Origin of the sequence: Microcoleus sp. Pol7_B2, from assembly GCF_036701035.1 — a bacterium.
Lineage (GTDB): Bacteria > Cyanobacteriota > Cyanobacteriia > Cyanobacteriales > Microcoleaceae > Microcoleus.
In genome coordinates this window covers 25,509-50,792 of record NZ_JAUBQB010000037.1, presented here as the reverse complement: position 1 = coordinate 50,792, position 25,284 = coordinate 25,509, and the positions used below count along the sequence as shown (strand labels likewise).

The 25,284-nt window shown below is 45.6% G+C and carries 25 protein-coding genes; 10 read left to right on the top strand and 15 right to left on the bottom strand.

The genetic code is table 11. The features are described from left to right. Positions 1–434: 434 nt before the first annotated feature. Positions 435–884 (top strand): hypothetical protein, encoded by a 450-nt coding sequence (locus QUA57_RS15540; protein WP_333059418.1) that lies wholly within the window; start codon positions 435–437, stop codon positions 882–884. Positions 885–1,103: 219 nt separating this feature from the next. Here QUA57_RS15540 and pheS read toward each other — a convergent pair whose 3' ends face one another. Then, positions 1,104–2,108, bottom strand: coding sequence for a phenylalanine--tRNA ligase subunit alpha (gene pheS / locus QUA57_RS15535; protein WP_333059417.1), 1,005 nt, complete (start codon positions 2,106–2,108; stop codon positions 1,104–1,106). A gap of 222 nt (positions 2,109–2,330) precedes the next feature. On the opposite strand from pheS, the gene surE reads away from it, so the two are divergent. After that, positions 2,331–3,137 carry a 5'/3'-nucleotidase SurE gene (surE, locus tag QUA57_RS15530; RefSeq protein WP_333040643.1) on the top strand — a complete coding sequence of 269 codons (807 nt, stop codon included), beginning with the start codon at positions 2,331–2,333 and terminating at the stop codon, positions 3,135–3,137. Positions 3,138–3,265: 128 nt separating this feature from the next. Further along, a complete protein-coding gene (locus QUA57_RS15525) occupies positions 3,266–3,664 on the top strand; it encodes a hypothetical protein (protein WP_333040641.1) in 399 nt (132 codons plus the stop codon). Positions 3,665–3,916: 252 nt separating this feature from the next. Here the strand turns inward: QUA57_RS15525 and QUA57_RS15520 are convergent, their stop codons facing one another. Together QUA57_RS15520 and QUA57_RS15515 are read right to left on the bottom strand one after the other, a co-directional pair. Beyond that, complete coding sequence (locus QUA57_RS15520; RefSeq protein WP_333059416.1) at positions 3,917–5,134, bottom strand: LL-diaminopimelate aminotransferase; 1,218 nt, start codon at positions 5,132–5,134, stop codon at positions 3,917–3,919. Between the two features lie 222 nt (positions 5,135–5,356). Next, positions 5,357–5,683, bottom strand: coding sequence for a thioredoxin domain-containing protein (locus QUA57_RS15515; protein WP_190663385.1), 327 nt, complete (start codon positions 5,681–5,683; stop codon positions 5,357–5,359). A 144-nt stretch (positions 5,684–5,827) separates the two neighbouring features. Here QUA57_RS15515 and QUA57_RS15510 point away from each other — a divergent pair, with 144 nt between their 5' ends. Then, positions 5,828–6,607 carry a biotin/lipoate A/B protein ligase family protein gene (locus tag QUA57_RS15510; protein WP_333059415.1) on the top strand — a complete coding sequence of 260 codons (780 nt, stop codon included), beginning with the start codon at positions 5,828–5,830 and terminating at the stop codon, positions 6,605–6,607. Positions 6,608–6,657: 50 nt separating this feature from the next. Here the strand turns inward: QUA57_RS15510 and QUA57_RS15505 are convergent, their stop codons facing one another. The 5 genes from QUA57_RS15505 to psaK form a co-directional block, all read right to left on the bottom strand. Further along, positions 6,658–7,440, bottom strand: a complete 783-nt coding sequence (locus tag QUA57_RS15505) for a DUF928 domain-containing protein (protein WP_333059414.1) — start codon at positions 7,438–7,440, stop codon at positions 6,658–6,660. Positions 7,441–7,637: 197 nt separating this feature from the next. Further along, the gene (locus QUA57_RS15500; protein ID WP_333059413.1) at positions 7,638–8,435 is read right to left on the bottom strand and encodes a DUF928 domain-containing protein; all 798 of its coding nucleotides are present in this window, start codon (positions 8,433–8,435) and stop codon (positions 7,638–7,640) included. Positions 8,436–8,462: 27 nt separating this feature from the next. Next, a complete protein-coding gene (locus tag QUA57_RS15495; RefSeq protein WP_333059412.1) occupies positions 8,463–10,418 on the bottom strand; it encodes an adenylate/guanylate cyclase domain-containing protein in 1,956 nt (651 codons plus the stop codon). Between the two features lie 70 nt (positions 10,419–10,488). Then, on the bottom strand, positions 10,489–11,685 hold the full coding sequence (locus QUA57_RS15490; RefSeq protein ID WP_333059411.1) for a site-2 protease family protein: 1,197 nt from the start codon (positions 11,683–11,685) through the stop codon (positions 10,489–10,491). 80 nt (positions 11,686–11,765) lie between these two features. Further along, positions 11,766–12,050, bottom strand: a complete 285-nt coding sequence (psaK, locus tag QUA57_RS15485; protein ID WP_333047772.1) for a photosystem I reaction center subunit PsaK — start codon at positions 12,048–12,050, stop codon at positions 11,766–11,768. A gap of 133 nt (positions 12,051–12,183) precedes the next feature. Between psaK and QUA57_RS15480 the strand changes: the two genes are divergently transcribed. Continuing rightward, the gene (locus tag QUA57_RS15480; RefSeq protein WP_333059410.1) at positions 12,184–12,831 is read left to right on the top strand and encodes a phosphoribosylanthranilate isomerase; all 648 of its coding nucleotides are present in this window, start codon (positions 12,184–12,186) and stop codon (positions 12,829–12,831) included. Positions 12,832–12,964: 133 nt separating this feature from the next. Here QUA57_RS15480 and QUA57_RS15475 read toward each other — a convergent pair whose 3' ends face one another. Next, on the bottom strand, positions 12,965–13,255 hold the full coding sequence (locus tag QUA57_RS15475; RefSeq protein WP_333059409.1) for an acylphosphatase: 291 nt from the start codon (positions 13,253–13,255) through the stop codon (positions 12,965–12,967). 59 nt (positions 13,256–13,314) lie between these two features. On the opposite strand from QUA57_RS15475, the gene QUA57_RS15470 reads away from it, so the two are divergent. Together QUA57_RS15470 and QUA57_RS15465 are read left to right on the top strand one after the other, a co-directional pair. Then, positions 13,315–13,866 carry a CPBP family glutamic-type intramembrane protease gene (locus tag QUA57_RS15470; RefSeq protein ID WP_333059408.1) on the top strand — a complete coding sequence of 184 codons (552 nt, stop codon included), beginning with the start codon at positions 13,315–13,317 and terminating at the stop codon, positions 13,864–13,866. A 45-nt stretch (positions 13,867–13,911) separates the two neighbouring features. Then, positions 13,912–15,210 carry a HEAT repeat domain-containing protein gene (locus tag QUA57_RS15465; RefSeq protein ID WP_333059407.1) on the top strand — a complete coding sequence of 433 codons (1,299 nt, stop codon included), beginning with the start codon at positions 13,912–13,914 and terminating at the stop codon, positions 15,208–15,210. Positions 15,211–15,522: 312 nt separating this feature from the next. Here the strand turns inward: QUA57_RS15465 and QUA57_RS15460 are convergent, their stop codons facing one another. Together QUA57_RS15460 and QUA57_RS15455 are read right to left on the bottom strand one after the other, a co-directional pair. Next, positions 15,523–17,613 (bottom strand): BamA/TamA family outer membrane protein, encoded by a 2,091-nt coding sequence (locus QUA57_RS15460; RefSeq protein WP_445304482.1) that lies wholly within the window; start codon positions 17,611–17,613, stop codon positions 15,523–15,525. A 100-nt stretch (positions 17,614–17,713) separates the two neighbouring features. Beyond that, complete coding sequence (locus QUA57_RS15455) at positions 17,714–17,914, bottom strand: hypothetical protein (RefSeq protein ID WP_006634481.1); 201 nt, start codon at positions 17,912–17,914, stop codon at positions 17,714–17,716. Positions 17,915–18,072: 158 nt separating this feature from the next. Between QUA57_RS15455 and QUA57_RS15450 the strand changes: the two genes are divergently transcribed. The 3 genes from QUA57_RS15450 (at position 18,073) to QUA57_RS15440 (ending at position 20,514) form a co-directional block, all read left to right on the top strand. After that, positions 18,073–18,402, top strand: a complete 330-nt coding sequence (locus QUA57_RS15450) for an alpha/beta fold hydrolase (protein WP_333059405.1) — start codon at positions 18,073–18,075, stop codon at positions 18,400–18,402. Between the two features lie 36 nt (positions 18,403–18,438). After that, a complete protein-coding gene (locus QUA57_RS15445; RefSeq protein WP_333059404.1) occupies positions 18,439–18,903 on the top strand; it encodes an alpha/beta hydrolase in 465 nt (154 codons plus the stop codon). Between the two features lie 129 nt (positions 18,904–19,032). Continuing rightward, positions 19,033–20,514 carry an ATP-binding protein gene (locus tag QUA57_RS15440; protein ID WP_333059403.1) on the top strand — a complete coding sequence of 494 codons (1,482 nt, stop codon included), beginning with the start codon at positions 19,033–19,035 and terminating at the stop codon, positions 20,512–20,514. Between the two features lie 121 nt (positions 20,515–20,635). Here QUA57_RS15440 and QUA57_RS15435 read toward each other — a convergent pair whose 3' ends face one another. The 4 genes from QUA57_RS15435 to QUA57_RS15420 form a co-directional block, all read right to left on the bottom strand. Then, complete coding sequence (locus tag QUA57_RS15435; protein WP_333040608.1) at positions 20,636–20,989, bottom strand: slr1659 superfamily regulator; 354 nt, start codon at positions 20,987–20,989, stop codon at positions 20,636–20,638. Positions 20,990–21,055: 66 nt separating this feature from the next. Then, on the bottom strand, positions 21,056–21,664 hold the full coding sequence (locus tag QUA57_RS15430) for a DUF6272 family protein (protein WP_333059402.1): 609 nt from the start codon (positions 21,662–21,664) through the stop codon (positions 21,056–21,058). A gap of 31 nt (positions 21,665–21,695) precedes the next feature. Next, positions 21,696–22,931, bottom strand: coding sequence for an adenylate/guanylate cyclase domain-containing protein (locus QUA57_RS15425; protein WP_333059401.1), 1,236 nt, complete (start codon positions 22,929–22,931; stop codon positions 21,696–21,698). Between the two features lie 156 nt (positions 22,932–23,087). Then, positions 23,088–25,232, bottom strand: a complete 2,145-nt coding sequence (locus tag QUA57_RS15420) for a SpoIIE family protein phosphatase (protein WP_333059400.1) — start codon at positions 25,230–25,232, stop codon at positions 23,088–23,090. Positions 25,233–25,284 lie beyond the last annotated feature (52 nt).

Here is a 25,284-nt window from a genome sequence, read left to right as displayed (position 1 = left end):
CGGTGCAACAGGAATTGATATAATTCATCTGTGTTTATCTGTGTTTATCTGCCCTCATCGGCGGTTAAAAAAAGACAATTTATTAACCGCAGATGACAAGGGATTGACGCTGATTCACGCAGATGCAGAGCAGAGATATAGGAAGAATTCTTCTCCTAACAGATTTGATAGGAAGTGTTTAATCTTTAATCTAAAATCTACAATCTATCCATCAAAGTTCAAGAGTCCCAATTACGCTTGTAGAGTCAAATCTCAAATCTCAAATCTCAACTCTCAACTCTAAAATCTACCATTGACTGACAGTCCTGGCTTGAATCTATCAAAAGAGGGAACTTTTTTAACCGCTCGTCGCTGGATAACCTCTATCTAGAGAACGGTTACGCCGATCGTTCCGATCGAGTAAAAATAGAGTGTCATATCTTCTTCTGTATTCTATGAAACTGAATTATTTTACGAAACGACTTTCGACTTTAGGGCGCTTGATGGCTGCAACTGTGCTTTGCGTCTGTGCGATGGCCTTCGTCTGGTCTGGTGCGTTCTTCTCGAACACCGCAGCAATGGCTTCTCCTGCTGTAAACTCGATGGCAGCAGAAACAGATGCGGGCGATGCGGTTCAAGAAAAAGCCAGCAAAGATGCTGGACGAGCCAAGAACTTCATCCGAGATACAGAAGAGAAGGTTAAGGAAACTGCCAAGACAAATGCTGCTAAAGTCGATCGCTCATCGGAGGATGGTAGTGTAGTAGAGCGCAAAGCTAAGAAAGATGCGGCCACAATTGAGAAAAGAGCATCGGAAGATTCAGCTCGGACTCAGAAAGCAGTTGATAACACCAAGAATGCTGTCGAGAGCGCTGTTGACAGCATCAAGGGTGTTTTTGGCAAGTAGACAATAAATAAGTAGGTAAGCGCAAAAAAACAATAATATCTTGCAGGGGCTTGTAGGGGCGGCTTTAGGGCTTATCTACAGTAAGGGCGAGTCGATCGTTGCAGAACCCGCCCTCTCCCCAAGTAATGTTTATTTGTACTTACTTACTTCAAACTGAAAGATTGATGTACATTGACCAAGACCTCTAGACGGCTCGTGTAAGCGACCCCAAGCCCTTGTTTAAAATTGTCGCAAAAAGCGCAAATCGCTAGCATAAACCCGGCGAATGTCGTCGATTTCATAAAGTACCATTGCGAACCGCTCGACACCAAAACCGGCCGCAAACCCAGTATATTTTTCTGGATCTAAACCGACTCCTTTAAGAACATTCGGATCGACCGTTCCGCAGCCCAAAACTTCCAGCCATTTGCCGTTCCACTGCAAATCAACTTCGGCAGAAGGTTCCGTAAACGGAAAGTAACTGGTGCGGAAACGAATCGGCAAATCTTGCCCGAACATTTGCCGCAAAAACTCTTGAATTGTGCCTTTCAAGTCAGTAAATGTCAGACCTTCATCAATTGCTAAAAGTTCAATTTGGTGGAAAACTGCGGCGTGAGTAGCATCAACAGTATCGCGGCGGTAAACGCGACCGGGAGAGACAATCCGAATCGGCGGTTTGTGCTGTTCCATGTAGCGAATTTGCACTGAGGATGTCTGAGTCCGCAGCAAGTCTCCGCCTGGTAGGTAAAATGTATCTTGCATATCCCGCGCTGGGTGGTCTGGCGGTGTGTTCAGCGCCTCGAAGTTGTAATAATCTGTTTCCATTTCCGGGCCGTTGGCGACAGTGTAGCCGAGACCGACAAAGATATCGAGAGCGCGGTCTATGACGGCGTTTAAGGGGTGAATCCGGCCTTGGGGGCGAAAAATCCCCGGCATGGTGACATCGATGGTTTCTGAGGCGAGTTTGGCTTGGATTTGGGCGGTTTGGAGGGCGGCGCGCTTGTCTTCTAAATCGGCTTGCAGGGCTTCTTTGACTGTATTGGCGATCGCACCTACTTTGGGTCGCTGGTCTGGCGACAGTTTGCCCATCATGCCTAAAATTTGAGAGAGTTGGCCTTTTTTGCCGAGGTAGCCGACGCGCAACTGTTCGAGTTGTTCGAGGGTATTGGCAGTGGCGATCGCACTTTTGGACTCTTGACCGAGGGTTTCTAGTTGAGTTTCAATGTCGCTTAGCTGGACAGTCATTTTGATTTTAGATTTTAGATTTTAGATTTTAGATTGATGGCAGTTTTGGGCCAAGTTGAGTTTAGCGCAATTTTGGCTCTACAGCTTGTTGATTTTAGATTTTAGATTTTAGATTTTAGCTTTTCGGCAGTTACGGATAATTTGTAATAGGTAATTGGATATTAGAGCGATCGCCGTAGTTGAATCTAGTTTAGTATTGTTATAAGGCCTATAAAAATTTCAATGAAACTTTTAATTAGCAACGACGACGGCATCTTTGCACAAGGCATCCGCAGCCTCGCCAACGCTCTCGCCGACGCTGGCCACGACGTGAGCGTAGTTTGTCCCGACAGAGAGCGCTCCGCTACCGGCCACGGCCTTACCCTGCACCAACCCATCCGCGCTGAAATTGTCGAATCTATTTTTGAGCCCGCAGTTCAAGCTTGGGCCTGTTCGGGTACTCCCGCCGACTGCGTGAAACTTGCTTTGTGGGCTTTACTTGACAAACCGCCGGATTTTGTTCTTTCCGGTATCAACCACGGGCCCAATTTAGGCACGGATATCATCTGTTCGGGTACGGTTTCGGCAGCAATGGAAGGAATTATGGAAGGCATTCCCAGCATTGCTTTTAGCCTCGCCAGCTTTACTTCGCAGGAATTTGGGCCGGCGGTGGATTTCGCTGTCACTTTGCTGGCACAGTTGGAAAAACAGCCAATGGCCAAACCGATGCTGTTGAATGTCAACATACCAGCAGTCACACAAGCAGAAATTACCGGAGTTGCGATCGCCCGTCAAGGCATTCGCCGCTATTTCGACATATTTCAAAAGCGCACAGATCCGCGCGGCAAAACTTATTATTGGCTGGCTGGGGAATTGTTAGAAGATGTAGAAGAAATCGCTGATTCGGCGGTGCCGCATGATATTCCTACAGACGTACAAGCTATTCGCGACAACAGAATAACCGTAACTCCCTTGCAATATAATCTCACCTGTGCTCCAGACTTGCACTCGTTGCGGGATTGGCAAGTTGAAGGTTTTCCCAAGCAGTGAGATCCGATCGACCCGATCAGAGCGGTAAACTAGGAATTAAGGAAAAGTGCCTCTCAAGGTCTATACCTTAAGCGTTAACACAGGCTCCCAATTACTTGTTAGTTTTTTTTTACTCAAGAAAAACAGTTATGAACGCTCCCACCTATAACACTCATTCTGTCACTTGCCCGATCTGCAACCGTTCCAGCGTCGTCGGCCCAGTTGGGATGGTCAGTGGACTATTCACTTGTCCCCACTGTCATTCTCATATGGTAATTAGCTGGAGCGGTCATTTTGTGCGCGATCCTTTTAGTCTCAAACAACTGACGGTAGGAAAAATGCTCAGGCGCGAGAGCAGACCGTTAGCTCGCCTTCAGCGGGACTTTGGACTGAGTAAGCCTTTTCCGCTGATTGCCATTTTGGGCAGTGTGGTGTTTTTCGGGTGTGCGCTCGCCGCTACGGAACAATCGCTACCCCCACAGAATTCACTGCAAGGATTTTTAGAGTGGGTGAGCGGAACTGGTAATTCCGAAGATGTCTCACGTTAACATTTCTTAAAAGAAATTCTGACAGATACTGCGTGCAAATATCTATTCCTTTAGGTAGAAATCACACTATTTTAGCAATTGCATCCCTCTTGAGCTAGGGGTAAGCACTTAGACGCCTGGCGGTTCGTCCTGTGCCCAAAAACGTCAAAACCCCAGTCCGGCAGGGGTTTTAACCCCTGCCTCAAAGCTCAAGTTTCGTGGGCGTAAGTCTCACAAGGGTGTTTCGGGTTAAGTTGACAAATATCACATCGCTCAATTTAGAAACTCAGCAATTTTTCTAACTGCTGTTTCCAAAATTGCTGGCGACTCGACTAAGGCAAATCGCACGTAGCCTTCTCCTGATTTCCCGAAACCGGCACCGGGGGAAGCTGCGACTCCTGTACTCTGTACTAGCTGAGTACAAAATTTCACGGAATCGTGGGCCCAAGGTTCCGGCAGTTTGGCCCAGACGTACATGGTGGCAGGGGGTACGGGTACTTGCCAGCCGATGCCCTGTAGCGCGTTTACAAAGGCATCCCGCCGTTTTCTGAAGGTTTCTACGCTGGTTCTGACGGTATCTTGAGGGCCTGTTAATGCGGAGATCGCTCCATTCAAAATCCCTCGGTATTGGTTGAAGTCCACTGCGGCTTTTACCTGTCGCAGGGCTGCAATTAGTTCGGAATTGCCGATCGCATATCCGACTCGAAAACCTCCCATACTGTAGGATTTGGATAGTGTAAAAAACTCGATCGCCACACTCTTATCTCGATCCGCCTGAAATATTGACGGCGCCATCAATTTTCGATATTCTTCCTCGTTACCAGGCTCTGCCTCTATGAGAGAATTGCGATCGTCAAACACCAAATCCACATAAGGGAAATCGTGAACTAAAACAAGTTGATGTTCCCGACAAAAATCCACAGCTTTCTCAAAAAAAGCAACCGGGGCGATCGCAGTTGTAGGATTGTGAGGATAGCTCAAAACCATCATCTTCGACTGAGCCAGCACTGCTGCCGGAATATCTTCAAATATCGGCAAAAACGCATTTTCTGCTAATATCGGCATCGGATAAATTTGACCACCAGCCAAATGCACACCGCCTGCGTGGGAAGGATAGCCCGGATCGAGCAACAAAGCAAAATCTCCCGGGTTGAGTACAGCTAAAGGCATATGCGCCGTGCCTTCTTGGGAACCAATTAACGGCAGCACTTCTGTTTCTGGATTGACTGCAATTCCAAATTTTTGCTCGTACCAAATAGCTGCTGCTTCCCGAAAATCTCTTGTGCCGTTAAATAGCAAATAGCCGTGAGTGCTGGTGTCGGACAGAGAATGTGCGATCGCATCTGTAATGTGAGCAGCCGCCGGCAGATCCGAAGAACCCAGAGACAAGTCAATCACATTCTGCCCCGCTGCTCTAGCTTGAGCTTTTGCCCGATCCATATCGGCAAATACATTAAATTGCAGTGGATCTAAACGTTTAGCAAATTGCATATTTTCTGTATTTTTGGGGATTTTTAAGGAATATTTTTATATTAGCTAAATTATTTTTTATATGGCATTTTTATTGGGTTTGTGAATTATTTTTTTTTACTAAACCCAGAGAGCGCCCAGTCAGAGAGGAATATCGAGGAGAAAAGAGAGATGTTAAAACAATATTTTCGATTGCTATAGTTGTGAGTTGGGAGTTGGAAACTCCCGAATCATTTCCAAACTTTATAAGTGAGCGTCGAGCAAACCGATCAAAGTTTGTTTAGTAATAGCTCCCTCGTGAGAAAGCACTACTTCGGCATTTTTAAACAGCCTGAGAGCTGGGACTCCTTCTACTTTATACTGCTTTACAGTATTAGGATTGGGGTCAATTTCCATTTTAACCACTTTCAGCCGATCGCTGTAGTTGGCAGCCACCCAGTCTACCGAAGGCGCGATCAGTTTGCAAGGCCCGCACCAAGTAGCCCAAAAATAGGCAAGCACTGGTTGCTCAGCTTTCAGGACTTCTGTTTCAAATTTTTCGTCGTTAATGACAATTACACTGTTGCTCATGGTTCTGCGATTATTTTTTCTATTTATTTCTAAAGCACCGGCGGGCGTGAAACTTGCACCAACTTAGAAGACAGGCCCAAAAAACTGTTACTAATTTTAAAACATTCTGTGAATTATTGAGTGCAAACTCAGGACTGGGAACGGATGGCTAATTCTGTATGGCGTTTAATTCCACTGTTGTCGGCGTCTGGTAGCGTGCAGATGGCGATCGACCAATGGCTACTGGAACAGCATCTAGCGGGCAAACATCCGCCAACTCTGCGATTTTACACTTGGCAACCGACGGCGATTTCCTTGGGCTACCACCAGCGCAGGTGGCCGGAGTTTTGGCAGCAGTTGTCTTGGCAGGGAATGCCTGTGGAGTTGGTGAGGAGGCCCAGCGGCGGGCGCGCCGTACTTCACCAAGGAGATTTAACTTATGCAGTTGTGGTGTCGGGATTTGGAAGCAGCCGTATGAAAGCTTATCAGACTATTTGCGAGTTTTTGATTGAGGGTTGGAAGGCGATGGGTTTGGATTTGCAATACGGGGAAGCTGGAAGGGGTTATATTCACAATCCGAATTGTTTTGGTACTGCGACGGGTGCGGATTTAGTTACACTTGATGGCTGCAAGTTAATTGGTAGCGCGCAATTGCGACGGGGTGATGCTATTTTGCAGCATGGTTCGATGCGTTTGCAGCCGGACGTTAAATTATTTTATCAAGTGTTTGGGGAGGAATTAATTCCTGTGCAATTACCTCTATCTGAAGGGGGAGATGATTTGATTGCAACTGTAATTGATGTTTTGAGTGCGGCGGCTGGTCGCTGTTTTGAAATTGATTTGAAAGTGCAGCCACTTTCGGAGCGGGAATGGCAGGATATAGCAGATATTCAAGGAAGATGGAAGAAGGAAAACATATTAGATACTAGATACCTAACTTCTTGAAAAAGTCGGGTATCTCGCTAAAATCGCCAATCTAAAATCGGAAAACTCATCTATGGCTGCTGCTCCATTTCAACGATCGGCTCTTGGGCAATTTTGCCCAATGTCACTGAATCCAGCAAGCTTTCCCAATCAGCAGCTAATTCTGCATCGTTAGGATTAGCGCGACGAGCAGCAGCTAAAGTGCTAAGAGCATCTTGCCAAATCCCATTTTCAGCATAAATAACGGTTTTCTGGCGCGGATCTGCCGCATCTAATTTACGGAGGATATCTGCACTCAGTTCAACTCGACGCACAATACCTGTTGCTACCGAATCTCCGGATCTGTCCTCATGGTCGCAAATCAATGCAATAAACCCACGGTAACTTTTGCCTGCTTCCAAGGGCGGCACATTCTTATTGGCGGGAATACTAACGCTCATGACTCCTGATGTATTGTTAATTTTTAGGGTAGTTTGATATATAAAATTCCCCTTTTCATCTTCCAGGGCAAACTCAGCTAGGAGCGCGTCTGTTTTAGGCAAGTAGAAAAAGAATACAGGATATTCCGAAACAGTCCGTCCGATTTGACTTTCTGGTACTAAGGCTTTTAGCTTTCTGTTATCGTCGCATTTAGGTCTTGCCTTGGTCTGCCCTCGTCGTCGATAGTTTGGTGACGACAAATTATCTTCAGTAGGCCCAACGAAGCGCACCCTTCCCGGTTGAGTGATTGGCTGACCATCTAAGTTTGGAGTCGGCTGTCCCACAACGGTTAATTGGAAAGCGTTAAGTGTGGCGATCGATAATATTGAGCCAACTGATGTCAAATTTATGAAAAAATTAGTGAGTTTTTTCATTTTTTAAAACATTCTTTTAGTTAGGGTTCTATGCGTTTACAGCCGGATTTGGAGGTTTTTTTTCAACTTTTTGGAAATGAATTAATTCCTGTGAATTTACCTCTATCTGAAGATGGGAATGATTTGATTGAAACTGTAAGAAAATTAATATATTAGAGCCCCGACTTCTTCAAGAAGTTGGGGCTCTGGGTATTTTGTTATGGCTGTGGCTGAGTTTGAACGATCGGCTCTTTGGCAATTTGGTTCAATGTCACTGAATCCAGCAAGCTTTCCCAATCACCAGTTAATTCTGCATCATTAGGATTAGCGCGGCGAGCGGCAGCTAGGGTGCTGAGGGCATCTAACCAAATCCCATTTTCAGCATAAATAACGGTTTTCTGGCGCGGATCTGCGCGATCTAATTGACGGCGGATATCTGCACTGATTTCAACTCGCCGTACAGTACCGCTTTCGATCTGATCGCTCGATCGGTCTTGAGAGTCGCAAATCACTGTCAAATTCCAACGGTAACTTTTGCCTACTTCCAAGGGTGGCACATTTTGGTTAGCGGGGATATTAACGCCGATCACCCCTGATAAATTGCTAATTGTAACATCCTGTTTATAAATCTGGTTGCCGCTTTGATCTTGTAGGATAAATTCGGCTAATTCTGCCTCTGTTTGAGGCAAGTAGAAAAAGAAAGTTGGATACTCGGAAACAGTCCGTCCGATCTTATTTTTAGGCATTAAGGCTGTGAGACCTAGCTGACTAATGCTCGCGCAGCCACCGCGCACAGGCCGTCTCGGTTGAGTGGGGGGCCGCTCATCTATATCTTCAGTAGGCTGAATGAAGCGCGGCCCTCCCGGTACAGTGCGTTGTGGTCCGCCGTCTATCTCTATATCTAGATCCTGTCCCACAACTGGAAATAGGGAAGCGTTAAGTGTGGCGATCAATACTATTGATCCAACTGATGTCAGACTCAGGATAAACTTAGTAATTTTTTTCATGAGCTTCATGGTTTTTTAGGGAGAGATTGTGCCTTTTTATTTCTGTTTTATTCCCAAAATCCGGTAGACATTAACTTTTTCTTCCCTCCCTTTTAAAGGTAAAGCTCCCCAAGATTCTACCTCAAATTTGTCAGCCAGATGCAGAAAGGTTTCTTCTGCAATCAATATCCGGCAAGTGTCCTCTTGCCGATGCTTTTCGCAGCTTTCCAGGCGAGAGGCAATATTAACGCTATCGCCGATCACTCCATATTCTAAACGGGTTGTGCCTCCCAGACTACCCACCATAACAGGCCCTGTAAAGATGCCTACTCGCATTTTTGCGGACGGCAAACCGCGAGCGAGCCAATTTTGATTCATTTGTGGCAAGCGCGAACTTATAGCTAGAGCGCAAGATACGGCGAGGCGAGCATCTTCTGCAATTTCTTCTGGAGTGGTGCGGGGAATGGGTACGCCAAATACTGCCAGCATTCCATCTCCGGTAAATTTATTTATCACGCCTTGATGTGCTTGGACTTCTTGTGCCATTGCTGATAAATACTCATTTAACCAACTCATTACTACTTCTGGTGGTAGTTTTTCGGAGATTGTACTAAAACCCTGCAAGTCTGTGAGGATGATGGTAGCAGTAACTTTTTGCCCTGGTAATAACCCTGATTCGAGCAGATGGACGCGCTCTTTCCAGAGGGCATTTGCGATCGCAGGTGATGTTTGTTGTCCTAATAACTTCATTACAATCCCTTGCTGTTGCCTCGACTGCTCGTATTTATAGGTGACTGCGACTCCTGCGGTGATTAAAAGTCCCAGGGCTGGAGCGATTAGAGGTATCCACCCCTGTTGAATGAATAGGAAAAAGGTGAATCCCGCTAATGAGGCGCAAGCTGCGATCGCGATCGCGATCAAATTCAGCGATTTTTCTAGCCGCCAAGCTAAACAGCCGCCCACTGCACTCCAAACAGCGATCCAGAGGATTTCTTGCCATTCATCCCAATACCAAAATAGCCCTTTGCCATCTAAAGCTGCGCTCAGAATTTGGCTAGTAGCCGTTGCGTGAATTAATACCCCAGGCATCGGCTGGTTTCCGCTTGCAGTAGCGCTGTAAGGAGTAAAAAAGAAATCTTTGACACTTAGGGCTGTAACGCCTACTAGCACTATTTTACCCTTCACCAATTTAGGCTCAACTTTTCCCTCCAAAACTTGAGTTAGTGTCACGGTATTTGCTATATTTTCAGCAGAGCGGTAATTGAGTACGACTTGATACCCTTCTGCATCTATGTTCTGATAACCTCCTGAGTCCGATCTCAACTTTGAAAATACTGTTTTATCTACCTGAACTTCGTTTTTTTGTGTTTTTTTACGAGCTATTTTTTTGCTGTTAAAATAGGCAAAAGCTAGTCGCATCGAAAATGAATACACAGTTTTTTTGCCATCGCCCCTCAACATCAAATTTCGACGCACTATACGGTCTGGATCGACTACTACATCGTTAAATCCTACTCGCTTGTCTGGTATATTGGGAGGTGGTGGCACTCGCTCGGACTCAGAGCTGCCGATGAAGGTAATGGGGATTACTTTGGGGTTTTTCCATTGAGTGACTAATTCTGCATTCCCCGGTTCGTAGGGAGTAGTGCGAAGCATATCTATGCCAATAGCTGTGGGTTCAAGACGCGCTATTTCTGCGATAGCTTTTGCTAAAGTGCGATCAGAAATCGGCCATTTTTCAATAGTATTAATATCGTTCTCAGTGATGGTCACTATCAGCAACCTGGGGTCAGGGCCCGGATCTGGCCGCAACTGCACCATGAGGTCGTAAGCATTTAATTCTAGTGGCTGCAACCCGCCTAAATGCCGCACACCCAATAGAGTTCCGGTCACGACAATCCAGATAATAGCAATAGGTTGCAAGTCAGCGAAGGGGAAGGAATAAGTTAAGTTTTTCCAACTCCACCCTCTCTCCTTCAACTGACGATAAAATTGATGAAAGAATTTGGGCATATTAATAATTGTTGGTTACAACAATCTAACATTGGCGCGCTCGTAAATGCCCCTTACCTATGCCGCCTTTTTAATTTTCCTGTGCGGTTTTGGCGATCGCACTTAACTGCAATCCCTGCGGATAGCTGTTTTCTTCTTTGCTGCGCTTGATGTCGGCCATTGAAATCTGCGGTTTGAGGTATTTTGCCAAAACTTTAACCACGTCGCCCCGATCAATCGTCCCCGCTACTGAACCAATCGGCGAGAGGACGATGATTCGGGGGAGTTGACGGGCTTCCATGCTGTTAATTACTTCTGCGAGGGATGCTTTTTCCGATACTGTAGGGGTTTTTCCCAGGGGTTTCAAAATGTTGTGCAAAGTCTGAATTTGCCATTGACTGCGTTCTGTGAAGCGGATATCGTCGATCGACACTAAGCCCAAATCCCGGCCGTTAGTCGCAGCAATGTAAAATGGAAACGGATTGACTTCTAACAAATAGCGATCGGCAAATTCTCGCAGAGTCAAATCTGCATCTACAACTCGAAACTCGCGACTCATCGTATCGCTGGCTTTAATTTTGAGCAGGGCTTCTTGCAGCGAAGTAACTTGGCTATAAGCAGTGGCATTGCGAATGCCAAACCAGCCGATCAGCGCAATCCACAAGCCGCCGTACTCGCGCGCTAAAAAGCATAAACTCAGACCCAAAGCAACAGCCAGCCAACCTAAAACTTGTCCTGTTTTTGCTGCCCAGCGAACGCCGGCAAATCGAGAGCCGGTGATTTTCCAAATTGCTGCTTTTAAAACTTGTCCTCCATCCAAAGGCAGACCGGGAATTAAGTTAAATAATCCCAAAACGAGATTGATTAGTGCTACCCTTTCGGTGACAATTGCTAGCAAACTTTTCGGGGGCAGAACTTGAGAACCCAAACCGAGGATTAAAAACAGCGCAAAGCTGACGAGAGGGCCGGCAATAGCTACTTGAAAAGCTTGACCGGGAGTTTTTGATTCCGAGTCGATCGAAGCTACTCCGCCAAATAAGAATAAGGTAATAGAATTAACTTTAATGCCTTGCGATATCGCGGCCAAGCTGTGTCCGAGTTCGTGCAAGAGCACGGAAGCAAACAGTAGCAGAGCTATTGCTAACCCCGCACTCCAGGAGAGCGCAGGCCCCCACAGGCGGTAACTGCTGGCGTATTCGCGGGTTGCTAAAGCTAAAATTATAAACCACGAATAATCTATAACTAGGGGGATGCCAAATAAAGAGCCGATTCGCCAACCTGTCTGCATGAAGTTTCCTGGGAAAGGAGAGCAAGAAAGAGTTTCTATTATATCTTTTCTACCCCTTGCCTTTGCCTTTCCCCTGATTTTTACAGAACTCCGGCGTTACCCAAGCCCAAGATTACTCCGGCTCCGAGCAAGTGGCCGAAGCTGGCTGTTGCCAGCAATTCTGGTACGCCGAAGCCTTTGAACATTCCAGGGAGTGCAACGGGTAAAGCTGGGCCCTTGCCTCGGTTTTGCTTGGAGATGCCGTAGTAGCCGATCGTGATCGCCAGCAAATTACATAAAATCATTGTCAGTCCTACCATTGGCGACCACTCGGGTGTTGAGGGAGCGGTAGATTGTACGGCTAACAGCAAAGATGAGTTGATCATGTTCTTATCTCCTGATTTCACAGATAAATTGATTTCCAAGATTATAAAAAGCGGTTTGCATTAAACTAAGATTTGTTTTAATAGTTAACAATTCGTTGATATTTTGATACAACTGCGGAACCGAGGAGCAAGAGTGCGGGTTAAAATTTGCGGAATCACTAAATTAGACCAAGGAATTGCGATCGCCCGTTTGGGAGCCCAGGCTTTAGGGTTTATCTGCGTGCCGGCTTCCCCCCGCTATGTCAGCCCAGAAACAATTCGCCTGATTGTCGAGCAGTTGCCGGAAAATGTCGATCGCATCGGCGTTTTTGCCAACACCACAATAGAAAATATATGTCAAGTAGCGGCAGAGTCAAATTTAAGCGGGGTGCAGTTGCATGGAGATGAAACAGGGGAATATTGCGATCGACTGCGGGAGTTTTTGCCGGGAATTGAAATTATCAAAGCCCTGAGAGTTAAGACTCCTGAAACTTTAGCCACCGCTGCTGTTTATGCTGTTCGTGTCGATACTTTACTACTGGATGCTTACCATCCAGAGCAATTGGGCGGTACTGGTAAAAAGATCGACTGGAGGATGTTATCAGAGTTTAGACCGCAGTGTCCTTGGTTGCTGGCGGGCGGTTTAACACCCGATAATATTTTAAATGCAATTGATAGCGCGATCGGCAATAACTTCAGCGGTGTTGATCTTTCTAGCGGCGTAGAAATAGCGCCGGGAGATAAAGATTTGACCAAAGTTGCTCAGTTGTTTGCTAATTTAAGTCAACTTGCTCATCATTGATAAATTGGCAATACCAAATTCGCGTTTTTTATCGGATTTATTCTTTAGTCTGCTTGGGCGAAGCCTGCCGTAGACTAGGCAGACTTCGTTTGTATAGTAGCGGTTTCAACCGCAGTTTATTTCCTTTATTGTTTTATCGGCGGATCTCAAAAGTGCGCTCGCCCTCCGGGTCTTCGTATTCCAAAACCAACTCACTAACCGTAGCACCGGTGGGGCCGCGGCGGCACCAACTAATCATTCCTTCCACAGCTTGTTTGGAGCCTTCAAAGACAGCCTCGACGCGCCCATCGGGGAGGTTTCTTACCCAGCCGCCCAGGCCGAAATACTTTGCTTGATTCCTCGTTGAATATCGGTATCCTACTCCTTGAACTAATCCGGAAACAAAAACGCGGACTCTGACGGGCGGCAATGATTGGTTTTGCATAATAAACGGCTCAACTTACTGCTAACATCTGTTTGAAAATTTTAAGGATCAGTTTGATTATGTTAAATTTTAGTGCGATGGCGCTGCCGGGATTCCTGATACGCCGCGTCACCCTGGCTTTTTCAACTATTCCTGATTTCAGTGATTGGCTGGTTGCAGCTATGCTCGCGCTGGTTTACACTTTGATCGCTCTTTCCGTGGGTTTTTGGTCGGGATTTCTAAAAGTAGACGTGCAAACCTCTCGGCGTACAATTGTGGGAGTGCTCATTGGCTGTTTGTTAAGTCCGGGCATCACCGAGGAATTATTGTTCCGGGTGTTAATGCTGCCACATCCGTTCGAGAATGCTTCTGGCTTAATGCTGTGGTTTTGGGGATGCGCGAGTTTGGCGGTTTTTGTAGTTTACCACCCGCTGAACGCGCTGACTTTTTACCCGGTTGGTCGATCGACCTTTATGAATCCAGTGTTTTTGCTACTGGCAGCAATTTTGGGAGTTGCGTGCTCCATCGCATACCTGCAAAGCGGTTCTATCTGGCCTGCGGTGGCGGTTCACTGGCTGGCAGTGACAGGCTGGCTGTTGCTACTGGGCGGTTACAGGAGGCTGTATGGTTAAATGTAAAAAGTCCAGCATCACTATTTTGTCGGGAGGATCTCAGTTGTGGGTATCATAGGAGCGATCTTAGGTTTTTTGGCAGGGGTAGCAGTTGCTTACTGGTTAGTGGAAAAGCGCTTAAACAAGCAAAAACAAGAATACTTGCAGCAAACTAGCAGAATTAGTGAAGAAATAGAATTAGCTCAGATGTCTCGGGTGCGACAAGCTGTCGAATCTCAGCAACAAGAACGCGAAAATCAGCTTAGAAAAGCTACTATCGAACACGAAAATTTACTCAGACAAGTTACTACCCAATACGAAAACCAGCTCAAACAAGTTGCGGCTCAATATGAAAATCAGCTCCAACAAGTTTTGGCCGAACGCGACAGTCAGGTCCAACCAGTTGCCAGCGTAGACGAGTACGAGCTGCGGCGACAAATCAGCGAGGAATTAGAAGTCGCTAACAATGCTAGGATGCAGCAAAATATCCAATCTTTGCAAGCTGAACACGAACATCATTTACTCAGAGTTGCTGACGAATTGCATATAAATTATCAAGCTCAGATGGAGCAACATTTGCAAAACCTGCAAAATGAACACGAAATTCGCTTGAGGCAAATTGCCGAGGAATATGAGAACCGCGAGGTTGAGATGCAGTTAAATATGGAGGCTTTGCAAGAGCAATACGAGAGTCAGTTGCAAGCGGCTCACGAGCAGTTGAGAGAGCACGAAGCTCAGATGCAAGCTACTATCAGGTCTTTGCAAGATCAGTACGAGAGTAATGTACAACAAGAAGTCCCGGAGGAGCAGTTCAGTCAGTTAAATCCCACAGAATTTGGAGAATATTTACCACAAGAAGAAGTTTGGCAGGAACAGTCAAGTGAGTTAAATCAAACAGAAGTTCAAGAAGAGTTAAATTACACAGATTTTTCGGAACCACAACAAATTGATTTACATCAACCAGCAGTAGAACCACAGCTTCCAATTACCAGACAAGCAACAAGCTATTCCCTACCGCAGTTGATGGGATGTGTTCAAAGTCAGGACAAAGAAACCCGCAAGTTTGCAGCGTCTGCTTTAGGTAAAATGGCTGCTGCTAATGCTCTGAGAGCAGAAGGTCAGCGGGCAATAGAAACCTTGGGAAAATTAGCTCAAGATATTCAGCCGGAGGTGCGCCAAGCTGCTGTGGAAGCACTAGCAATGATTAAGTCTGAAAAAGTGATTCCGCTGCTACAAAAAGCTTTGCGAGATATAGATAGCGGTGTGGCTAAATCGGCAAGTGCTGCGCTCAATAAGTTTAAGTTTTATCCGCGCACTCCGGCGGCTAAGCCGAAAACTGTTGATGTAAAGAAACCAAAGCGTTAAGCATTTACGAGCCTAAATAAATATAGCAATTGTCAATTGTCTACCACACAGTAGGGATACAACATTGTTGTGTCCTTACCGAGGTGCTGTATTTTACTCAATTTCGATTAGTACCACTTTGGAGGTTGGGTTGAGCAAAGAAATCCAACTCAATTATTCGATCGACAACTCGCCCAATCCTTAGCAGCAATTACCGACACCCCGCCAGCCGAGGCCGGTAGGTTTGATGATACCCTGCCAACGGCTTTGGCGGCAATTGAGTCGCGCAAAATCTGTTTAAGATTGTGGTTTAACCGATCTGTTGTACTACTGTTAAAAACGTTGCTTTGTACCGAGTATAAATTTGAGGTCGCCGGAGTCGCTAACAGCCATATCTAAGCGAATTAATCCAAAGGACGATCGCACCCTCACACCCACCCCAACACCTGCCCCAGTCCCCGGTTTGTCCCTGACTACCGCCGGTTTTCCGAGTACGCTATCTCCTGTTCCTAAATCCGACGCAAAATCAACAAATATTACGCCGCCCACATCCTGACCCACAGGGAACCGATATTCGCCGGAAGCCAAAAAATAACTCCGGCCACTGCCAATATCCCCGCTATCGTAACCCCGCACGGAATTGCGGCCGCCGAGGCGAAAAGCTTCCGTTGGTGGCAAATCCCCGATTACCGTACCCGCTTGCAAGTTAAAAGCCAGCATTTCGGGCAAAGCTTCGGACTCGCTGAGCCCCAGGAAAGTTAGTGGTACATAGTGTATATAATTTGCTAACAGCCTGTTGCTCACAATGTTACCTCGTCCCAGAGGTATCGACTGCTCGGTGCTGAGGCTGAGAATCGAGCCACTGGTGGGGTTGAAGGGATTGTCCCGCCGATCGCGCATTGCGCCAAAAGAAACAGTGTATAACTCGTCAACGCCACTGCCGCTGAATGTGAGAGGATTGCCGAGTTCGTCGCGGCGGGCGATATTTAAGTTGCGATCGCGCGTACTGATGTTTGTATAGTTCAGTCCCAAAGTCGATTGCCAATCGCCCAAAGGTCTGGTAAACCTGAGATTTCCCCCCATCCGAATTTCCCGAACTCGGTTCCCGTTGGGCAAATCAATATCTTTGTTGAAAATTTCCGATATTCTGCGATCGCCAAAAGCTCTCACACTGTATCCCAAACGGTCTTCGGCGGCAACGTAAGGGCTGACAAACTGGACATCGTACTGGATACCTCGGAGGCTGGGTTCAAGTTCCACCGCCAGCCGCTGCGGGGTCCGGCCGAAAGTTCGATCGGTATAGGAAAGAGGAACAGCAACGCCAACATCATCACTAAGACTGGCACTTACGCTAAAAGAGCGAGCCGATCGCTCTTGAACGTTGTAGATTACATTAACATCCGTGCCAACTTCTTCGATCGAAACCGTAACCTTGTCAAACAATCCCAATTGCTGCAACTGCTGCAAGTCCGATCGTACAACTTCCCGCCTGTAGTTATCCCCCGCCTTGAGTTTGAGCTCGCCTCGGATAAAGTCTTCCGAAATTCTGCCCTCAACCGGATTCCCTTTTTTATCAACAGCTTCGCCTCGGGAATTGACAAAGCGAATTTTCACCTCTGCAACGTAAACGCCTTCAGCATTGACCGCTTGACTGATTTGTAGAGCACCGCCTAGCTGTCGGGCGTTGCTGTTTGCTGCTTCGGGGATTTCGGGGTTTGCCGCGATCGTCGCCGGAGTTTTTAACGATGTAAAATCTTTATTGTGGCTGGACTTGAGTGATATCAATTCCGGTTGCACCGGAATGACTGTTGACTGTTGACTGTTGGCTGTTGACTGTTGACTCCGGGTGGAAAAACTCAATGGTTGAGTGTTAACTGTTGACTCAATTTTATTATTGTGATGCAACCGGAAACGATATGAGGGCGATTCACTAGGAGATAGCTGCGCCGCGCGTACTTCTGGAGAAGCTGCGAGCTCATCGGATGCCGGCAAATCCTGCACAGTTGGGTTCACCTCATCCGATTGGTGACTATTTAAGACTGGAACCGAGAACAAATGTCGCTTGTCATCTAGTCTAGATACCCCTAAATCCCCCTTAATAAGGGGGACTTTGAGCATATTTCTTGTCCCCCCCTTATTAAGGGGGGTTAGGGGGGATCTAGACTTGGCTACAAACAAGAGAGACGGTCGGTTTAACGTTAAGTTATCACCAATGACCTCATCCTCCCTCTGCGCCCTCTGTGCCTGTGCGGTTCCCTCTCTAAACTCCGCCTCAGTCGCTGCGGCACTCGGATCGATCGCCCGCGCTGCCAATTGGCCGCCACCCAGCGCCGCCAAAGTCAAAAATGCAATAATCGAAATTCGCATAGACATTAAATTTAAAACACACCGAACGCATATTACCCAAAACCGGGCCCCCTGCATAATTAGCCGAAAAGAAACCCGGTATTGTTGAGGCTACCGGGTTTCTGGGATGCTGAAATGTGCGAAAGTTCGATCGACCGCGGGCGATCGTAAAATTTGTTTAAATAGCTTGTCGAGAAACTCGTTTCTCAAAATGAGCCTGAGTTTGCTGCAACAGTTGTTCGCGACTATCCTTAGCGGTGGTAATGGTAGGGAGCAAGTTGCGAGCTTGTAAAGTCATGTGAAGCTGTAGGTGTGCTACGTACTCACTGACATCTTCGCGAAGAGAGCAAGCCGGGTACTGTTTTAAAGTAGAGTTCAAAGTGTTCTCCTGCTTTGAGTTTGTAGTATTTTCTAATAATCATAGACAATATCATGGTCTATTTCTAACTGTGTACTCCGTAATGAAGTTTAACCTTTGGACTGCTTTTTTGTTACAATTGTTTACAAATATTTCTTACCTATCAGGAGTCGAGTCCCATGCAGTCTCAAGCACTTGCAGGACAAAAGCACATATTAAGTACATTTGTCAATAGCACCACCCAAACAGCCGCCTACCTCGACATCGGGTGCGGCAGACCCTTATTGATGCTGCACGGTTTCTTAGGAGAAAAGACTTGCTGGCTGCCATTAATTGAGTTATTGCAATCTCGGTTTCGGTGCATCAGTTTAGATATGTTGGGTTTTGGAGAATCCAGCAAACCAGAAATCCGCTACGACGTAGCTGTAGAAGTTGCTTTTGTGTGGCAAGTTGTAGAACAACTAAATATCGAACCATGCTGCATCATCGGACATTCTTTTGGCGGTTGAGTAGCATCTGCATATTCCCTCAAATATCCTAATTCTGTGAGCAGTTTAGTGTTAGCAGCACCAGCCGGAATTCGGGAGGACAGTTTTTGCGGTCAATACGATGCTTTGCGGCCGCTGTTGTGGGAAACCCCAGCCGTTGATTGGGCCTTGCAGTTGGCAAAACCTTTTGCTAGTTTAGCGGGAAAAAGTGAGCAATTGCAGCAAATTTCTGGGTGGCGCAGGGAGTTAATGTCTCAACCAGTAGCAAGGTCATTTTTAATGAGTCGGATGCGGCCAGAAGATGCAGTTGATACAGTAGAAAAAGAAATTCACCAATTGCAAATTCCTACCTTAGTCATCGCAGCAGATAGTGACGAAACAATTCCTCTATGGCACTGTGAAACCTACGCTAACGAGATACCGGGGGCAGAGTTAGCAATTATTCCCAATGCTGATCACGGCTTGCCGCAAACTCAAGCTCAAATTATGGCGAAGTTGACTTGTGAATTTTTGAATAATTAAGAAAAACTGTGCAAGAAGCCTAATCATGAAAAGTGTGATAAGCCACCAATTCCCAATAATTGTGTTTTAGTATACTACTTTATTAGGAAATACAGAATATATTGATTAGTGTCTTGTACAATTATTTTTATGGCTCTTAAATCTTGTGTCAGCACGAGCTACAGACATTTAGTTGAGTCGGGGATATTACCAATGGCGGCAATGAGGAACTATTTTAATCTGGAAGAAATTACGACAGCCAGAAAAATTAGTGCTGCGGTAATTAACATCAGCGGCCGCCAGCGAATGCTTTCCCAACGAACGGCTTTTTTTTGCATGAGGTTAGTTTGCTCTCAGAATGGGGTAGAAAGAGCCCAACTGCGGGTGAATTTGTTAGAAGCGATCGAGCTTATGGAAAAATCGCACCGCGACTTAATTAATATTGGTAGCAGCGTCAACTTAGTGAGTCCCCCTTCAGGCGCCCTCAAGGCAATGTATTTTGAGCCGCCACTGTATTTAGACAAGCAAGTGCGCGCATATATCGATCGAATAAAAGCATTGGTGCAAGTTCCCGATGCCGAACTCATGCTGGAAAATCCCCACCTGCTGTACATTGTCGAAGCAGCGGGCGGCGACTTGCTAGAAGCTTTCGATGCCGTGGTGAGTCAATACCAGCAAGAAAGCGAAATAGAACAATTTGAAATCGACCTTAAACAGGTAGAACTTTATCAAGAAAGTTGTGCTGCTACCTCGAAAGCGGAAGCTCAAGCCGCCCAGCTCGATCGCGCACTTCGCGAACTAAAACAAACTCAAGCTCAACTCCTCCACAGCGAAAAAATGTCTTCGCTGGGGGCGTTAATGGCTAGTATCGTCCACGAAATTAATAACCCAGTTAGTTTTATTTACGGGAACTTGAGCCATGCCGCAATTTATACTCAAGATTTGTTGCACCTGCTGTGTCTCTATCAAGAATGCTATCCCAATCCCTGTCCAGAAATCACAGCTAAAATCGAAGAGATAGATCTTGGTTTTCTAGTTGAAGACTTGCCTAAAGTTATCTCTTCCATGCAAATGGGTTCCAATCGCATTCGCGAAATTGTCAAATCTATGGGCAATTTTTCGCGAACCGATAACAGTAACATGACCATGTGCGACTTGCACGACAGCATTGATAGCACCGTGTTAATTTTGCGAAACCGTCTCAATTCTCAAATAGACCGTCGCGACATTCAAGTAATTAAAAATTATGGAAAATTGCCTCATGTAGAGTGTTATTCAGGACAGCTAAATCAAGTATTTATGAATCTAATTACCAATGCCATCGATGCTTTGGACGAGACATCACAAAATCAGCCCTATGCTGCGCTCAAAATTTCGATAACCACAGAATTAGCTGGCCCCGATCGCGTGAGAGTGCGGATTGCGGACACGGGACCCGGAATGACACCACAGATAAAAGAGCGAATGTTCGAGCAGTTTTTCACCACCAAGGAAATCGGTAAAGGTACCGGTTTAGGATTGTCTATTGTCTACAAAATCTTAGTAGACAATCACCGAGGATCGCTTCGGTGCGAGTCGGAACCCGGCAAGGGAACCGAGTTTATCATTGAACTGCCGATCCAGCAAACTTAAGCAATTTACTAATCATCCACATTTATGTATGTTAACTGTGGCACGGGCGTCCTGCCTGTGTTAACTGTGTGTGGCACGGGCGTCCCGCCTATGTTAACTGTAGTTAAAATTTACACATATCCTACGCTAATTCTAGCTTCAAAGTTGGCAACAGCTTTTCTAAATTTCTGAGAGATTTCTGTTGCCAAGGAATATCATTTGAACCCAATACCAAAAGTTGAATCGTTTTCTTTTTCCGGACGCTAATGACAAATTTAGACAGCATACTGATACCAGAACTGTTAACAAATTCCAATTGTTTTAGGTTCAAGGTAATAGTAGGCGGTTCGCCATTGGCGACCTCATCTAACAATTCGGCTATTGGGGCATATTCTGGAGGGCCACTCAGGCTGAGTTCGCCTTGGAAAGTGACTGTGACTGATTCTGGATCGTACTGGATGCTGTAATCTTCACCTTTAATTTCTTGAATGCCCATTGTGATTTGGTTTCCTGACTAATATATTGCGATCGCACAAGAGAGTAAATATTGAAATGCTAGAAACTAGACCCTAATTTGAACGACAGTCGTAACAATGATGGTATCACTATCTGGCCTGCGATCGAATTTCCAACCTATCTTAGCTGAATAGTCATTAATCATCGTCAGCAATCCCAATCCCGAGGTATCGCTTTCAGATTCCGCATTCTTTTCAAGCTGCTGCAAATAAAGTTCATTTGGATCGGAATCGAGAATTTCTTCAATAAACTCCTTCAACTTCTTCGCCCCTTCTGGATTGACACTATTACTGGCAAAAATTACCGCCGTCACCTCGGTTTCACCAATAAAATGTATACCAAATCTGACCTTGTAATTGATATCATCCTTATTAAATTTTATCGCATTTTCTAACAGTTCGTTGGCGACATAGCTAACAGCTCCTTTGCTTTCTTTTATCCGTTTCTCACTGCTAGCATCCTCCTCATCCACCGGTAGAAAGCTAGACAAATAATCGGCTACAAAATGAGCGGAAAGCCGATTGTTGCGCCAGCGCTGTTTGATGGGGCGAGAACTGGGAGTAAATGTAAGTTCTAGGGAGTCGTGTTCAGGAGGAAAATCTTCAATGAATTCTCCAAAGATTTGTGTCATTGTTTTTAAGCTTCCAGATGTCATGATGTTTTTATCTCCAATTGATGTATTAATGTCACTTTTGAGTGAATTTCCACACGCCATTCCAGTTAGCAGGAAGACTATTTTCTAATAGCAATTGGATGCGTTTTAGGTAAAGTTGACTTGGCTTGTCATCTGGATTTAGTGCTACTATCTGTTCAAAACAAGCTATAGCCTTAGCAAAGTTTCCCTGACAATATTCTTGGAGTCCCTCCTCAAATATAGGCAAAGTTTGAATTTTGAGCGATCGCACTGGCTCTACTTCAACATCTAACACCTCACAAACTGTAATGGCTTCTTGTCTACCTTTGACAATAGCCCGATCTAAAAAACGGATATGATACTTTTCGGGTTGACTCAAACGTTGTACCACATCTCCAGAAATTAATAAAGATACGCCATAATACTTAGTCAAACCTTCCAGACGAGCGGTGAGATTGACATGATCTGAGAGCGCATCTGCTTGCATCCGATTGGCGTCACCAATAATCCCAACCATCGTATCACCCACATGGATACCAATGCCAATCTTCAGCGGTAGATCCCCGTTTATTTTACGGCTTTGATTGTATTTCTGCAACTGCTCCAATTTCACAATTCCTGCCTGAATAGCATCATCCACGCCATCAGGAAAGACTGCCATAACCCCATCTCCTATATACTTGACAATAAAACCGTTGTGCTTACGAATTTCGGGACTAATTTGCTGTAAATAGTTATTGATGAAGTCAAAGTTTTCTTGAGGAGTCATTTGCTCCGCCATCGTGGTGAAGGAACGCATATCGGAAAACATAATTGCCATCTCTTTGCTCACGTGATCTCCAAGCTGGAAATCAACCATGCTTTGCTTGCCGAGAAATTGGAGAAATTCATCGGGAACAAAACGTCCGTAAGCCTGCAAAAGTTTCTCTAATTCTTGTTCCCGCGCTTTCACCGTTTGCACCATATGGGCAAATACCTGTGCCAGTTCTCCCAGTGCATCACTGCGCGCTGCCACATCTGACAATATCTGGGGTTGAAAGCTATTGTTTTTTACAGCAATAGCTGCATCTATAACTTTTTTTACCTGCTCGATGTAAGTCTGCATCTCTCGGTTTTTATGACGGATCTGGTTTTCCAGATCCGTCGAGTGTTCCGTGATAATTTCTACTAAAGTTTCATAGCTGTTTTTTTCATCCTCTACTTCCTCAAGTTTTTCCCTCAACTCCTGTAGCTGTTTATGGAGTTCTTCGGGAGATTTAGATGGTGCTAAATTTATTTGTGGTTTCATAATTTATACTTCCGAATCTGGAAGCGCAAAGTTGTTTGACTTCCTCGCTGTAAATTATTATAACTTACAGGCGCGGAACTCGAAATCCTGTTTCTGCTTCGATGCTTGACCACTAAATCCAAGACCCCTGGTATAAACCGGGTTGACGACCGTCAATCATAAATTATGCACAATATTTCCCTGTTGCTTCAATACTAGCAAAGTAATGTCATCAAATACCTTTTGTTCTCCAATAAATTTTCGCAAATCAGCGATGGTGGCTTCCTTGATTTGTTCGGCGCTCAAATGCCAGTTTTGAGAAACCACTTCACAGAGTCTTTCGATACCGTAGAATTTTTTGTGTATGTTTCTAGCTTCGGGGATGCCGTCAGTATAAAGCACCACCCCATCCCCCGGCTCTAAGTCTACTAAAACATGGCTAATCCACTCGGAAATCTCCTCATCTAAGGCGAGCGGAAATCCTAAATTTATGGTGTCTATCCGCTGGATTTGACCACCTTTCCTGATCACAAGAATTTCCTCATGTTGACCGCTGATACTAATGGTTCGCTCCGCATAGTTTAGCAAAGCCAGTGTCATATTTTTGTCGGAGTTCATGCGCTGGACATTTTTATAAATAGTGCGGTTGAGGGTATCTAAAAAACGCACCGGATCGGATTCTTGCATTTCCTGAAGAGTGCGGACAGCAGCTTGAGTCATCACCATCAAAATGCCACTTTCTAATCCGTGTCCGGTGACATCACCAATGCAAATCGTGACAACCCCGTTAGTACAAAGTACGTCGTAGTAATCACCGCCTACTTCCGAGGCTGGCTCCATAAATCCGGCAATATCTAAATCTTCAATCGCTGCGAGTTCAGCAGGTTTTGGCAGAATCAACTGCTGCATTTGTTTGAGCATATCGAGCTCGGAGCTCATGCGGAGATTTTCCGCTTTCAGGCGCTGGTTGAGAGTGGCAATTTGTTTAGTGGCTGTGGCGAGTTCAGAGGTACGTTCTTTGACTTTATCTTCTAGCGTTTCAAAGGATTCTTGCTGTTGTCTCGCCATGCTGTTAAACGAATTTCTTAAGGTTTCAATTTCCCAAATCAGACTGGAAGTAACGTTCTGGTTAAGAACACCACCTGCTAGATATTCTGAAGCTTGAGCAATTTGATTCAGGGGGCGAGTAATCCAGCTAGCGGTGAAAATACCCACTCCAACAGAGACAATTAGAGCCACAATACACAGCAAAAATGTCTGGCGAGTGTTAGCATAAATTTGCGCCATAAAGTCGGCTTCAGGAACTACTACTACAATCAGCCAATTGAGACCGTACTTGTCAGTTAGCGGAGAAACTTGGATAAATTGCCGCTCACCGTTTAGCTTAAAGTCAAGTTGAACAGTTTGATGGATGTCTTCCAAACGCTTGAATTGATCGAGCAGATAAACCACACTTTGACGCATCAATGGGTTGCTGCTTTCCTGTGCTTTGAGCCGCTTTGTATCTTTGCCTTTTCCCACTGAAAGAGGCTGTTCTTTAAGCGAGGTGGCTATTAATTCACCCTGGGGCTCAATGATAAATACTTGACCGGAATTACCCACCCTTAAGGTTTGCAAGAAGTGACGAATTTGATCTAGTCCCATCTGGCAAGTCAGCACACCAATTAGTTTCCCTTCGGGATCATAATAGGGTAGACTCGCATTAATTTGCAGCGTACCGTAGCCAAAATTAATATAAACTTCACTCCAAGCTGCCTGTTTCTTCTCAACAACAACTCTGTAAAAAGGGCGCGTGCGAACGTCATAATTGGGCGTAGTTTTGTCAATTTTTGTGGGGTTTCCATCAGCGTCAAGGTTGTAATATATCAAGTCGCCACCCCCGGAAACCAGTTGCTGGGCAAGCTGAGGTTGTTCAAGTCCAACCAGCCGATTTACCCAACCCACACGCAGGTACTGACCTTTTTCGTTGGCAATTCCCGCGTGACCGATCGAATTAAATTGCAGAACTTGTTTCCAAAAATAGGGTCGTGCTTGTTCCAAATCGTCAAAGTTCAACACCCCCAAAGGTACAGCATCCTGATTGATCTGATTCACCAATGGCGGAGCTTCCAGATAGGTTTGAACACGTTCGTAAACTCTCGCACTCACTTCCTGCCGCAACTGACTAACAATATCGTTAACTATCTGCTCTCCGTTTCTGTAAGAGAGATAGCCAACGCAGCCAACAGCCGCCAAAATTTGGAGAACAAAGGGAACTACCAAGACATTGCAGAGACGGAATTTGCCCGATCTGGAGACGATCGCACTTTTTTGAGAAACCATTGTTAAAAACACTCCCAGCGGGCAGTTGTTTGTTACAAGACTTGATAATGGA